Source organism: Ruegeria sp. AM4 (genome assembly GCF_056540665.1).
This window is the reverse complement of sequence record NZ_JBQFXD010000002.1, coordinates 1-14,470: the sequence shown is the minus strand read 5'-3', so window position 1 is coordinate 14,470 and position 14,470 is coordinate 1. Positions and strand designations below refer to the sequence as shown.

The following is a 14,470-nucleotide window of genomic DNA, read 5'->3' as shown; positions in this document are numbered from 1 at the left end:
TGGCGAGGAATAGACCGCCGAAAGCGTCGGCCATGGTCGAGTCTCTGCGGGGGCTGGGTTACTCCACTCCCACTGCGATTGCCGATATTGTGGACAACTCCATTTCGGCTGGAGCCAAGACTATCGAAATCTCGATTGAATGGGCCAGTGAAAACAGCTGGATCAGGATAGTCGATGACGGTCGGGGAATGCCGGATTCTGAGCTTGAAGAAGCCATGCAATTGGGCGCCAAGGATCCTCGAGATGCTCGTGCGAGCAACGATCTTGGTCGCTTCGGCATGGGATTGAAGACAGCAAGTTTTTCCCAGGCGCGCAGCTTAACTGTCGCCAGTAAGACAATCTCGTCGGAGGTTTCCTGTCTCAGATGGGATCTGGATAGTTTCAATGACGCTAAATATGGTGACTGGCCTTTGTTTGAAGGCCCAGCAACTGACTCAGACTATTTGCTCAGCCCATTGGATCAAATGGCGAGCGGAACGGTTGTCGTTTGGCAGTCATTGGATCGTGTCGTTACCAGAGGCTTTGGCCCTGACGATATGCTTGAGTTGGCAGATGGTGTTGATCAGCATCTTGGGATGACATTTCACCGATTGATCGAAGATAAATCAGTGAGCATTCATCTTAACGGCAGGCCCGTTCAGCCTTGGGATCCCTTTATGAAGGGGCACCCCAGCAAGTCCTACGAGACAACCGACTATCTCCTTGGACCAAAGCGAGACGTGGTCGTACAATGCCATGTTCTTCCTCACAAAGACCGGCTGTCCGAGAAAGAATTCTCAGCCGCTGCCGGTCCAAACGGGTGGACATCGCAACAAGGCTTTTACATCTACCGTAATCGTCGCCTGTTGGCATTGGGTGGATGGCTCCGTCTGAGAGATGCGCGGGGCCGGATATTCACACGAGACGAACCGCACAAACTTGCCCGCCTGCGGTTGGATATTCCAAACTCGGCGGATGCAGAGTGGAATATCAATATTATAAAATCCACTGCGACGCCCCCGGTGCATCTCAGAGCGGATCTCCAACGACTGGCTGCTGAAACGAGAGAGCGTGCGCGGAAAGTATTTGCCCATCGAGGCAGGTTGATTGCAGACGCTTCCGAAAATTCGGGAGCGGTGAGAGACGTCTGGTCTGCCTACAAAAGGTCTGACGGCACGACATACCGAATTTCGAGGGAACATGACCTGGTGAGATCTATCCTTGAGCGCTCCGGTCCGCTGAAGAAAGACTTGGAGGCGCTTATTCGCTTAATTGAAGGCACAGTGCCAGTTCAACGAATTTGGTTGGACACAGCTGAAGATAACGATCCGCCTCAGAGCTCCTTTGATGATGCGCCCGACGAGACTGTGCTCGAGACCATGAATGCCCTGTTTGATGCTTTGGTTCATTCAAGCGGGCTAACGAAAGAACAAGCAAGAATGAGAATAGGCCGTACTAACCCGTTCGATCGCTACCCGGAACTGGTGGCGCAACTGGGGACTCAGGAGAAAACAACATGAGCCTTATCGAGCAAAAGGCATTCAACGACATCTTAAAGATGGCGCAAACGTTGCTGCGAAGAAGAATCGAGAAATCAGGTGAAGTTTTGACACCCGATCTTATTGATCAGGAACTGCAGAAGCTGGAAATTCTCATGTTCGAGGAGTTCGGTATAGTCAATCGGGAAGAGCTTATCGACGAGTTGATCAGGCGTTCCAGCCACGGCATTGGTAAGAGCGCTACTCTTTCCAGTGGCGAAGATCATGTTCCCTGGCTCGTCGCTGAGCGAAAGAGCGACTGGCGGTATTGGCGGCGCTATTCAGAGCATCTCGAAACGCAACTTCCCTTGTTGGCTGTTGAGGAATTGGACCGCGCGACTGATGAAGTCTTGGGCAACCTGGAAGACCCTAACCGTGAGGGAGCATGGGACAGACGGGGGCTGGTAGTTGGGCATGTTCAATCTGGGAAGACTGGTAATTACACTGGGTTAATCTGCAAAGCCGCGGACGCCGGGTACAAAATCATAATCGTGCTCGCGGGTCTTCACAACAATCTGCGATCGCAAACACAAATTCGGCTAGATGAGGGCTTCCTCGGCTATGCGACCCTGGCGAATGTCGATGAATTACCATTGACCGGAGTTGGAGAGCTGGACAATGACCCGCATATCCGACCGAACTGTGCAACAAATCGATCCGACAGAGGCGACTTTGACAAGGCGACGGCCAGAAAACTAGCCATCAAGCCGGAAGAGCGACCATGGCTGTTTGTGGTAAAGAAGAACAAAACGGTTCTTGAGAGGCTGCTCTACTGGGTCCAGAATCATGCCTATGACATGAAAGATCCGGAAACCGGGAGGCGGTTGGTTTCAAAGTTGCCGCTTTTGATTATTGATGATGAATCTGATCATGGTTCTGTAGATACAGGTGAGAAACCCGTCGATGAATTCGGGCAACCTGACCTCGAACATGAGCCGACGACCATCAATCGCCTGATCAGGCAGTTGCTGCATTCGTTTACAAAGAAAGCATATGTCGGCTACACCGCTACTCCGTTTGCAAATATTTTCATTCATGATCGAGGTGCAACTGACGAGCACGGCCCCGATCTTTTTCCTTCCGCTTTCATAACAAACCTTGCTGCACCGACGAACTATGTGGGGCCTGGTCGTGTGTTTGGTTCATCATCGAGTGCCGCAGAAGAGCTACCCCTTATCCGTCCGTTGGAAGACGACTACCTGGAATGGATGCCACAACGCCACAAAAACGGTCATCTACCAAGAATCTCAGGTGAAGCGCGGTTGCCTGATAGTTTACAAGAAGCGATCAGAAGCTTCATCTACGCTTGCGCTGTCAGAAAGATACGTGGCCAGGGTAGAAAACACTCTTCTATGCTAATTCACGTATCTCGCTTCACTTCAGTTCAATCCGAAATTGTTGCGCAGGTTTCTCAGTACGTTAACAGCTTGAGACGACGGTTCGTGAGAAGGATTGACCTAGCCGAAACCGAAAGCTTGATGCGCTACGAGTTTGAGAATGAATATATGCCTTCAATGCAACGCATTCGTGAAGCGTTTTCGGAAGACGAGGAATGCGATATTCAAAGCTGGGCAGATATTCAGAATGTGCTGCCTGAAGTGCTCGAAGATATTGATGTCAAGGAGATCAATGGGTCGGCCAAAGAGGCCTTGGACTACGCAGATAATGATGCCACGGGTTTGAAAGTCATTGCGATTGGCGGCGATAAGCTTGCTCGCGGTTTGACTTTAGAAGGCCTGTGTACGAGTTACTTTCTTCGAACCGCAAAGATGTATGACACACTGATGCAGATGGGACGTTGGTTCGGATATCGTGACAGGTACCTCGACGTGTGTCGTCTCTATACAACGCATGAAATGATTCAATGGTTCGGGCACATTGCTGATGCCGCCGAAGAGCTGCGCCAGGAATTCGACAATATGGTTGCCGCTGGTATGACGCCAAAGGATTTTGGCCTTCGTGTTAAGTCTCACTCCATTCTGACTGTTACCTCGCGCGCCAAAATGAAAAGCGCCAAACCAATCCGACTTACGTTCTCTGGCGACCTTCTTCAGACAATTACATTTCCTCTCGATAAAGATGAATTGCTAGCGAACCTGCAAGCGGGTGACGTATTTGTTGAAAGCTTAGGGGATCCTATTCCGCTGACCAATCAAGCCTATGATCCTGGCTTGCATCGCTGGAACGGCCATCTTTGGCGCAGTATTCAATCGTCAAAAGTTATCGAGTTCTTGCGAAACTATCGCACTCACCCTTCGTCATTCCGAGTGGTTTCGCCGTTGATCGCCGAATTTATAGAGGAAATGAACAAAGATGGTGAGTTAACTAATTGGACGGTTGCACTGGTTGGCACAGGAGGAAAGGATGCAATACGAACTCTTGCCGGCCTTGAAGTAAATATGCTCCAAAGGAAGTCTTCTGCAAAACATGAAGACAGGTTCTCGATAAAGACACTGATTTCTTCCTGGGATCAATCAATTGATTTATCTGAGGCTCAGTGGCGCGCCGCGTTACAACACAGCCATAAAACGTGGAGAAATGATCGCGACAGAAATGAAGGGGCCAAGGAGCCCGAGGAGCCAAAAGGACCGGCAATCAGACACATCCTTGGCCCTCACGCTACAGACTATGGCTTGTCACCTGCGACCGAACGCGGGTTGTTGCTTCTCTATCTGGTTAACCCGGATCCGGCAAAGAGCGGTGAGGCGCGATTGAATGGTGCGGAACCGATTCTCGCTTGGGCGATAAGTCTTCCCGGGAGCAGCTCCAGTCGGACAGTGAGCAATGCCGGCTACATGGCGAATTCTGTGTTTTGGGGGGGCTTGAATGATTTCGTGGACTGAGGTGGGCTTGGACAGAATTTGGAGAGCACTTGCAGAGAATAGAGAAGAGGGCTCGCGTATGCATGCCCTGCATGATTTAGGGGCAATTCAATTTGTTGCGGGTAGGGTGTCACCCGGAAATCGTGAAGCAGTAGGTATTCAATTTCCTGCTGACAACATGGTTCGAAATCTTCAGCTTCCCACCGGGCAAGGATTTGAAGTTCAACGCGTCAAAGATGAAAGCGGGCGGTACGACAATAGTCTGATCACACTTGCGAAGTCAGCTGAAGGCTCTCTCGATATTTTTGCGATGATGGCGGTGGACGTTCTCCGCCGCGTGGAGAATGCGGCCCAAAATTCTTCCGCCTCAGCGCTGCCCGCTTTTATCAAGCGCGTCGGCGACTGGCAGAAATTTATGGCGGCGGACCGGCGAAAACCCCTCTCACTTGAGAAGCAAGCAGGACTGATGGGTGAGCTTGTTTTTCTCGAGTCATTGTCGCATGCGGTGGGTGGTCTGGCTCGCGCCATTGGCATGTGGGAAGGCCCTTTTCGAGCAGCGCAGGACTTTCAAATCGGGTTGGGCGCTGTCGAGGTGAAAAGCACTGCTGCTGCCGCTGGGTTCAAGGCGAAGATTAATAGCATTGAGCAGTTGGATTGTGACAGGTCACCGTTGTTTTTGGCCACAATCCGGTTTTCAGACAAGGATAGCGGGGAGGCATTACCCAGTTTGGTGTCGAGACTGAAGGAGAGGGCAAGGGCAGTTGGCGCTGTACGATCATTTGAGGCTTGCCTCTTTGCGTCCCGTTATTTTGAAGAACATGAGGCCTTGTATCAACGCTGTCTTGCGGTCGAAGAGGTTCGTTGTTTCGACGTTGAGGAGCCAGGCTTCCCGAGGCTCGCGCGCGCAAAGCTTCCGAACCAAATCACAAAGGTCGTTTATGATCTGGATGTTGATTCAATAGAAACCGCCGGTTTGTCTTTGAACAAAATGATGGCTCAACTAGGCGCAATCGATCAATGAACTTAAGCGAGTTTCACGAGGACTTTCGAAAACATGTTCTCAGTGTTGTTGAGGAGCGGGCTAAAAACCCTGACATAGAATACCCGTCGGAAGAGTTGGTTTTTGCCGAGTTAGTAATGGATGACATTGCTGAAGCGGGCATTAGCGAAGTCCCGGAACTTTGTCACTGGACAGGTACGGTCGGAAACTCAAAGCTTCGGATTTCGGGGTATAGCGTATCCGACGATCAGTCGAGGATTGATCTTTTCGTTACGCACTATTTCGGTTCAAACTCATTGGAGAAACTGGCGGATAGCGAAGTCAAAAACACAGCCAAGCAAGCGGTCAATTTTGCAGTTCAAAGTGCACGCGGGAAGTTGCTGCCTCGTCTTGATCCAGTAAGTGAGATTATCCCTTTGGTTGAGTTGTTGCAAAACCATTGGGCGGAACTGGATCAACTAAGAATTTTTGTAATCACAGACGCACAAACCAAGTCTAAGCGCCTAAAGCCGCAGGAGGTAGACGGACGGTTGGTCCAGGTTGAGGCCATGGATATAGAACGTATCTTTCGGCACACCTCTGGAAAACCCAGGGATGAAATCGTTATCAGCTTCGAACAAACTTTGGGCAAACCTCTTCCATGTGTTCACGTTCCGGATCCTGAATTGGACTACGAGTATGCATTGGCCGCGATTCCCGGTGAAATTGTGAGAAGCCTTTACGAAAGATACAACACAATGCTCCTTGAAGCTAACGTGCGTTCTTTCCTTGGAACCAGAGGAAAAGTGAATAAGGGCATAGCCGAAACGCTGGCAAAAGAGCCTGGGCATTTTATGGCATTCAATAACGGTCTCGTCGTCGTGTGTGATGAAGCGCTCCTTACAAAAAGAGAAGACGGCACAACTGGAATTTCATTGATCCGCGGGCTTCAGATCGTCAACGGAGGCCAAACCACTTCATCAATTTATTTTGCAAAACGGGACAATCGGGAAATTGATGTTTCGCGTGTAATGGTTCCGGCAAAGATCATTATTCTGAAAGGAGAGAACGAACAGGGACGAGAACATCTGATCTCCAATATCTCCAAGTTTGCCAATAGTCAGAATTCTGTAAAAACATCGGATCTTTCCGCCAACCGACCATTTCATATACAGCTCGAAAAACTTTCGAATGACACATGGTGTCCGGATGGAATGGGGCGGTGGTTTTATGAGCGCGCCGCGGGTTCATATCAGGTGCTGATGCTGCGCGAAGGGCGGACCCCAGCGCAACGGCGTAAAGTTACCGCCATGATACCAACACGCAGAAAACTAACAAAAAACGATGTGGCAAAGTATCATGAGAGCTGGCGTGGTCTACCTTCCCAAGTAGCATTAGGTGGAGAAAAGAACTTTGCCGCTTTTATGGCAGCTCTTGATGAGGACCCCACTATCGTACCGGAACCTCTTGATGCAACTTGGTACAAAAGATTGATAGCCAAAGTTATTCTGTTCAAATCGATTGAGAGCTTGATAAAGAAGAAGGAGGCGAAAGCGATATTTCGGCAAGGCTATGTTAATATTGCAAGTTACACAGTTGCCTTGATCGCTGAACAACTTGGCGAGCTTATCGACCTCGACCAGGTTTGGCATCGGCAGGGGATCTCTCGCGAACTGGAGGCGATGCTTTGGAATTGCTCAGTAAGCGTCAACGAAGCCTTCAATGAGATTGGTGCAGGTCGTCAGTTTTCGGAAGTGGCTAAAAGGGCTGAGACTTGGGCCCGAGTTAGGCAAGTGAAGATTGACGTTCCGTCTGCAAGAATTCCAGAGATAAAGAGCTTTGACAAATCTTGATGGATGTTTCTGAAGGCTGATAGTAGTGGTTCTTTTTGCTCACCTAAGATTGCGGTCCCCGCGGAGCTTCTGTTTCGACCGATAGGTCATTTCCAACGACCATTCAGCTGCTTTTTTGATCCTTAAGAGTGCTGGAAAAAGGATGCCGACATACGTTGCCCAATCCCTCGGACACGACAGCTCAATCGCTTTTGCTCTTGGAGGCTGAATCTTACCTGTAACGGCAGCGCCATAGTGTGAAACCATGAGAAGATCAGGATCTTGGAGCCTAGACAAACTCGCGCTCATATGATTTGCAGCACCGGGCTGCAGAACAGTGTTCCTGCTGCTAAGCGATACCCTCAAAACCAGCCCTGAGTTATTTTGAATCTTGGAACGCTTTGTTGGTTGGCTTAGGTCGGCGTCTGTAAACCACATTTGCCTCGTTCGGAAAATGCTACCCGCCCACGTCGAGTTGGGTACTAACCGACGCAAAGAGCCCAGAGCTGCCGTCGATCACAATTCGGTCTTTTGCAAACGCGGCACGTTGCGAACCGCGCATTCCGGACATTTGGAACCCAGTAGCAATTGGAAGTTAAGCGGACTTTCCTGCCTTTGCCATTGATTTTCCAAATGTCCGCTTGCCAACTGGTACTTATCGCTCTAAGTCCCGGCTACGCGCTGCGCGGATGCAGGGCGATGGAGATTTTATGTCTACGATTGCGGCCCGCCGCTAAGGTCCACCTGATTGGACCAATTTGAACCAAAAGACTTCCGCGCGAGATGCCGGATGCCTTTTCGGCTGATATAAGACCAAGAGACAATCCATTGAATATCTCAAAACACGAACAGCGTGTTTTGCACGTTCTGGCGCAAGGTGGAGCGATCCATTTTGAGCGCATGGCGAACGGCAAAGTGCGCGAAGTTTCCTGCTTCACTCGCGACAGCCATGTTCTGGCTGAATGTTCCTTGAAGCTATTCGACCGCCTTAAGAAACGGCGGTTCATCAAATCTGAAAACGGACAACCCTATCGCGCCACAAGGCTCGGCATTCGTTCCGTGAACCCTCAGTATGACAACCGATAAGGACTACAAAAAGTGACAAATCCAATCATCAACGCCACTTCAGCCGATGACATTGCGGGGCTCCAGGCCGTACTGGATGGGACAGAGCTTTTTCCGAGCGAGATGCTCCCAGACATGCTGGCCCCGTCATTGGCGGGCGAGACAGAAGCCTTTTGGCTGACCTGCCATAGCGACGGAGAAGCCGTGGGCCTGTGCTACACGGTTCCCGAGGAACTCGCCAATGGGACGTGGAACATGCTCGCCCTCGCGGTGCGCCCAGATTTGCAAGGCAAACAGCTTGGGGCGGCATTGGTACATGCAGCCGAGCAGCACCTAAAGGACAAGGGGCAACGCATCTTGATCGTAGACACGTCTGGCACTGACGACTTCGCATTGACGCGCAAGTTCTACGCTCAGAATGGCTATGAAGAAGAAGCACGTATCCGAGACTTTTGGGCCGATGGCGACGACAAGGTCATCTTCCGCAAAGCCCTCTAAAAAGCACAGCCCTCCGCCATCGTTGTGGCGGGCGGCACTTCGTAGCCGACGTTCGCTACGATGCAACAACTTGGTAGGTCGGGCTCGATGCGGCCATTCTCTACACCGGGTCCAATTAGGTGGCTTGAGCTATGCCCGGACCTCCGCCAGCACAACTGCTTTTGATAGCGCAGCATGTCGTGAACCGCACATTCCGGACGTTCAGAACCAGGTAGTAGATGGCAGTTGAGCCGGCTTTCCGGTAATTCGCTGTAAGTGCAATGTCCCGTCGCATTCGAACGGAAAGTTGCCTAAACGAACACTTGGGGCGGCACGAAAGGTGACAGGTCCACACTGAAGTAAAAAGAGTAGGAGCAGAACTTTGAGCAGCGACAGTCAATGCCATCCAATCAAATACTTCTTTGATGGCCTGCGAACGGGTTCCATTCTATGCCTCTTGCCTGTCGATAAACTCCACTGTGAACAAATCATAGAGTTAAGTGACGATTTTGTGGTCTACCCTGCGGATTCGCTGTCCGCAGATGATTTGAATTTGGTCTGGTGGCCCCGCTTTGGATACTACGAAATCTGCGGCAGAAATACTGTGTCCGAGGGCCTCGTATCGGTTTCAGGCGATGACTTACACTGGATCAAATCGGCGGCCACGGGAATCGACCGCGATGAGTTGTTTTCCGGGGTTTTGATCGCATTTTTGGTAGAAATCGAATGGGCAACCTTTCTGTTGCCACCCTCCTATGAGTTTCACTTGGAGTGCATTCAAAGAGCGTCTGCCAAAGCCGAACAGGCGATGGACTTGTTAAGATTAAACTACTGCAATCCCATGGTCGTGCAGACGTTTCCGAATACTGCCGGCTTTCATGGCAAGAGTGGCTTCACAGCAGGGTTATTCTATACATTGAGCGACAATGAAACGTATCTGATTTCTGGGGAGGTCGTGCCTAGTGTTCTTGTCCGTGGACTGGGTCTTGAACTTGATCACTTTGCCTGCCTAGAACCAGTGCATGACGGCCAAGTTGGCATGATCGCAAGACATGCACTCCGCCTCTACTCGAATGCTCTGACAGCCTCTTCCGAAACACTAAAGTTCATTCAGTTAATGAATTTGATTGAGTACATTGCGTCTCCATTCGTGTATATGAAAATGGGAAATGTGAAGAAGCAGATCGCCCGACATGTTGCCCGAGACATCAGCGAATACAATACTATCCTCGAGGACTTCAAATTCCTTTCGGCTGAGCCTGGCAAGGCACGAGGTCCGAACAATGGCCTAAGACACAACATCATTCATTTGGGTAAAAGCATTGAAGAACTTGTCGGACCAGAGGAGCGGACAAAGGTGTTTCGTCGGCTGATATCATACAATGCTATCCCCATCCACGACATGATCCGATTATCGGCAAAAGATTGGGACGCCGTTGAGGCTTACAGGGACGATAGGAAAAATGAACTAGGGGTGTGAACGAAAAAGTTTAATGCCTGTCATGCAAGCATGATTGTCAGCATTTTTCCTTACGGCGACAATCCAATCTGCTCCTAGCGTCGTCAATTGCACAATTCCTAAACCGTTTTTCAACGGTAACTGCGCACAGCTGCCCGTGGGGCGCGGTATACAAACGGTCAATGTTGGCTCGGAGCAGTCAACCTCTACAGTGGATTCAAACAAGTGGTTTGGTCCTGAGCCGCCGTTCTGATGCAGACTAAGTGCTGCAGGTTCAGTCGGTAAGCTAGCCCCATTGCTGACTTTGCCATCCCAGAGTGCAGTAGTACTGCGGTCAAGCACCGCAGTCACTCGAACACTGGCTCATTGAGTTGAATTCGCAACGACCTTAAGTTGCACGCATGAATGAAGCACTGCAACAAAAGATCATTTGGAATCAGGAAAATGTTCCCGTGATTCTTAGGCGTGCGGGCAAGGGGCAAAAACTTCGTGCTCGCCTCCCGTTTGCAACTTGTAACCGCGCGTGGCTACAGAATGGCCGCCGAAATAATCCCGTTTGGGTAGCTAAAGGTCGCTATTGGGAACTACCCAAAACTTGGTTCAATGACTTTGTCGAGCGGGCTCTTGAACGCTATGGAAGCGTCTACATTTTTCAGCCTTACAGAGAGCAAGAGAAATGTGCCCCGGCTTGCCAGAATGCAGTGGGTCATGAATGCCAGTGTTCTTGTATGGGTGCAAACCATGGTACGGGGAGTGACTCAAGTTGGTTTGAGGTCTCTGAGACTTTCTCATTTAGATGGGGGACACAGGAACTAGCTTGCAGGCTGTTGACTGCGCGGTTAGTACCCTGAGTTGCCCTTGCCGGGTTGCCAAGATACCGCAATACATCCGGCGGGTTTCAGCCCAAAGTTTCCGGTCGTGAACGACGAGGCATCAGAAGAGGCGCAATCGAAATAGACGAAAGCTAGACAGCCGCATTATCTATGCCGGTTGAAAGCTTCGAAGAAGAGGCAATCTAAAGGGTCCGGCCGCTTGCCATTTTCGTCGAAGAGTTGATACACCAACGCTAGTTCAGAGGACTTGAGGAGCTAGTAGGTGGACATCGAAACGGCAGGAGCGATAAAACTATTCTTTCCCAATCCGTCGCTATCCCTAGTGTATTTCGAGGCAGTCGCAAATGCATTGGACGCCGGTGCAACAGAGATAGATGTATCCATAGACATTCAATCTTTTGATGACCCCTCATCATTGACGATCACAGTCTCAGATAATGGCGACGGCTTCACGGATGAAAACTTTGATCGTTTTCGAAAACTCCTTCGACCGAGAGACCGCTTCCACAAAGGCATTGGCCGCCTTGTCTTCCTGAATTACTTTAAACGCGTAGAGGTTGATAGCTTCGGAAAGGATTGGCGCAGGAGATTCACATTTACAGATGGCTTCGATGGGTGCGCTCCCATAGAGAAAATGGCACCAAGGAGCACCTGCAGTACAACACTCGTGTTTAACGGGTTCTCCGGTCAACGTATTAAGTCCTACGATGACTTAAAACCTGACGCGTTGAAGCATCTTCTGATAGAGCATTTCCTCCCAACCCTCGACGCGCGAAAGCGAGACGGAAAAGACTTCAAGATCAAACTGACGCTCAAGACCGCTGAGAACAACGCCCAAAAGGAATTCTTTTCGGACGAGGTTCTGATCGGGCCAAGAGACTTGCCGGAAATGACGAGGGTCGAAATAAAAGATAGCACGATTGACGCAATATCAAGCATACAAATGAGCTATCACATTGCTCCGGCATCGGGTCGCGGCAGGTCTTTGGTTGCATTTAGTATTGATGGCAGGACGATACCAACAACCCCAATATCTCACTCATCATTCCCGCTTGGGTATCTCTGCGTGTTCTTGTTTGAGTCCGAACTCTTCCATTCAAAAGCTGACAGTTCTCGACAGAAACTAATTTTACCAGATGGGATCAAAGAGAGTCGCCTCTATGACGTCCTTCGTCGTGAAATGGGGCGCGTCCTTTCAGACAGCGTGCCTGAGGTGAAGGAGAGCAATGAAAGAGTCGAGAAGGACTTCGAGGATCAGTTCCCTCATCTTCTGGGATATTTTGAAAGGAATACGGTGGGACTGATCAATCGCGACGATGCGCTCTCCTCAGCGCAGCAAAAATTTTTTCGAGTTCAGAAGGAAATACTTCAATCTGAGTCACTTAGTGATGATGCATACGAAAAATCTCTCGAAATGTCATCCCGCACGCTCACTGAATATGTGCTATATCGAGAGAAAATAATTGCCCGCATGAAGGCAATGAAGCCTGCCAATGCTGAGATTGAAATACATAACCTCATCGCTCCGAGATTTAGCGAGCTCTCTCAATCGTCGCTCCATACGGGGTTCTACCAAAACAATGCATGGCTCTTGGATGACAAGTTCATGGTATTCCGCACAATACTTAGCGAAAAGACGATGGATGCGGCCATTCAGGCAATTCGACTTGATGATGAAAAGATTGGCGACGCCGGTCGCCCAGATATAACGATGATTTTCTCCGCCGACCCGCAAGACGAGGAGCCTGTGGACGTTGTTGTTGTTGAGATCAAAAAGAAGCAGGATGACGAGAAGGACAACTTCTACGCTGTAAATCAACTTTTGGACAGGGCTGGAAAACTCGTAGCACACTGTCAGAATATTCAAAGGGTATGGTACTACGCAATCATGGATGTTGATGAGAAGATAGCATTCAGACTTCGACAAATGAAGTGGACGCCGTTCTTTTCCAAGGGGCAGGTCTTCTACCAAGAATTCCTGACACCCCACCCTGACGGACACGATGTTCCGACACCAACTTTCGTTGTTTCCTATGATGCAATCGTTGATGATGCTGCCGCAAGAAATCATACATTCCTTGAGATACTTAGATCTGGAATGAAAAAGTACGCCCAGATGAAAAGTTGACGGAATCCTGTACGATCTTCAGAAGGTGGAAGACTCAAAAATCGTCAGTATTCTCCGCTGAGATTTTTTGAGTATTCGGAAGTCATTTTTTTGCGAAGTGATGCCGCCGTACAGGGCGCACTGCAAATACTTTTTAGATTTAAGAAGGTTATGACCAGCTATTCCAACTGTACACTTAACCATCACCATGAGCTTGTGAGACAATGGACCCAAAGAGTTTTGACGATGCAATGCGGAAGGCTGCGCATATTGCTGCCGACGCAACGAAAGCGGCCATGCGGGAGATGTCGAAAGGAAATGTAACCGATGAGGATGATGTTACAGGAGTGCTGATTGGTGAGTTGAATGCAGCGCTTCGCGGCCAAATTGGTGGGTTCAACTGGAATGCGAAAATCCTACGCCATCGAAAAGGGATAGCGGCAGAAGAGAAGGCTATAGGAGCCGACATCTTACTGCATATAGCCACGAAAGGGATTGGCCGAGACTACGAGAAAGGAGTTCTCATTCAATCTAAGAAGATTGGGCCTGGCGGCTTGCTTTCCAAGGATGAATTGACGAGCCTGCAAAGCCAATGCGAGGATATGCTTTCTCATTCTCCAGCGTCATACGTATTCGACTATTCTGTCTCTGGGGTGCGCGCTAGTTCGGCAAATAAGATTAGCAGGACGAACGCTCGCGACCTATATGGGAACTGCGAATTAACGGCTTTCAGGTTTTTCTTTGACTTCTTCCGCTGCACGACAGGTGATCGGGACGTAAACGCTGATCTAGTTAAAACCATCATGGCAGCTAGGGGTAAGGATATAGCGGAAGGCGGCGGACCAGCTATTCTTTCACTATCAGTCCGCGAGGGGTGAGCTGGGCAAGAACGTGTGTCAAGTCAAAGACAGCTGAAATAGCTACGTCGGCAACTTTGACGTTTCTAAAACTGGGCATTTGACCACATCATAATGATGGATGGATCATGGCCGGGTGGCTCGGTTTTGTAAGGTGAGACCTATCTTATCCGTGATACTGCTTCCGGCGCTTAGCTGGCTTTCTAGAGCGACCGCTTCCTGCGCAACGCTGCCGTTCGTGGTGCACCGTGTCGCAAACGCGGTGAACGGCAGCTGTGTGGCTGACTATGCCTTGTTTTGCCCAGCAGATTGCATTCATGGCAAATGCCGGCTTCGCCCGCAGAGCAGACTTTGATCGGAAGTCACTGAGCGTCAGCATTGAGCTCAAAAGACGAAAAAGATGATGAGCGCAGCGTTCGCCGCTCCAGGCGTATTTTGTTGAAAAACTCATCCTTGATCGCCGCATGAACTGCTGATTCAATTCTTCCAATGGGCTGGAGGATTGGCGATGATGGGACCGAG

Annotated in this window: 9 protein-coding genes; all 9 read left to right on the top strand. The window is 49.9% G+C overall.

Annotated features, from left to right (window positions below; all coding sequences use genetic code 11):
- The first annotated feature begins 32 nt into the window (after nucleotides 1–32).
- The 9 genes from ACR0JA_RS05570 to ACR0JA_RS05530 all read left to right on the top strand — a co-directional run bounded on the left by ACR0JA_RS05570 (nucleotide 33) and on the right by ACR0JA_RS05530 (nucleotide 13,969).
- The gene (locus tag ACR0JA_RS05570) at nucleotides 33–1,499 is read left to right on the top strand and encodes an ATP-binding protein (protein WP_480571191.1); all 1,467 of its coding nucleotides are present in this window, start codon (nucleotides 33–35) and stop codon (nucleotides 1,497–1,499) included.
- The gene (locus ACR0JA_RS05565) at nucleotides 1,496–4,360 is read left to right on the top strand and encodes a Z1 domain-containing protein (RefSeq protein WP_480571189.1); all 2,865 of its coding nucleotides are present in this window, start codon (nucleotides 1,496–1,498) and stop codon (nucleotides 4,358–4,360) included. The genes ACR0JA_RS05570 and ACR0JA_RS05565 overlap by 4 nt, the downstream gene beginning before the upstream one ends.
- The gene (locus tag ACR0JA_RS05560; protein ID WP_480571185.1) at nucleotides 4,344–5,360 is read left to right on the top strand and encodes a PD-(D/E)XK motif protein; all 1,017 of its coding nucleotides are present in this window, start codon (nucleotides 4,344–4,346) and stop codon (nucleotides 5,358–5,360) included. Before ACR0JA_RS05565 ends, ACR0JA_RS05560 begins: the two co-directional genes overlap by 17 nt.
- Nucleotides 5,357–7,171, top strand: coding sequence for an AIPR family protein (locus tag ACR0JA_RS05555; RefSeq protein ID WP_170462939.1), 1,815 nt, complete (start codon nucleotides 5,357–5,359; stop codon nucleotides 7,169–7,171). Before ACR0JA_RS05560 ends, ACR0JA_RS05555 begins: the two co-directional genes overlap by 4 nt.
- An 807-nt stretch (nucleotides 7,172–7,978) precedes the next feature.
- Nucleotides 7,979–8,236, top strand: coding sequence for a YjhX family toxin (locus ACR0JA_RS05550; RefSeq protein WP_170643474.1), 258 nt, complete (start codon nucleotides 7,979–7,981; stop codon nucleotides 8,234–8,236).
- 12 nt (nucleotides 8,237–8,248) lie between these two features.
- Nucleotides 8,249–8,713 (top strand): GNAT family N-acetyltransferase, encoded by a 465-nt coding sequence (locus tag ACR0JA_RS05545; protein ID WP_480571181.1) that lies wholly within the window; start codon nucleotides 8,249–8,251, stop codon nucleotides 8,711–8,713.
- Between the two features lie 361 nt (nucleotides 8,714–9,074).
- The gene (locus ACR0JA_RS05540) at nucleotides 9,075–10,172 is read left to right on the top strand and encodes a hypothetical protein (protein WP_480571178.1); all 1,098 of its coding nucleotides are present in this window, start codon (nucleotides 9,075–9,077) and stop codon (nucleotides 10,170–10,172) included.
- 1,074 nt (nucleotides 10,173–11,246) lie between these two features.
- On the top strand, nucleotides 11,247–13,112 hold the full coding sequence (locus ACR0JA_RS05535) for an ATP-binding protein (protein ID WP_480571175.1): 1,866 nt from the start codon (nucleotides 11,247–11,249) through the stop codon (nucleotides 13,110–13,112).
- Between the two features lie 203 nt (nucleotides 13,113–13,315).
- A complete protein-coding gene (locus ACR0JA_RS05530) occupies nucleotides 13,316–13,969 on the top strand; it encodes a hypothetical protein (protein WP_480571172.1) in 654 nt (217 codons plus the stop codon).
- The last annotated feature ends 501 nt before the right edge of the window (nucleotides 13,970–14,470 follow it).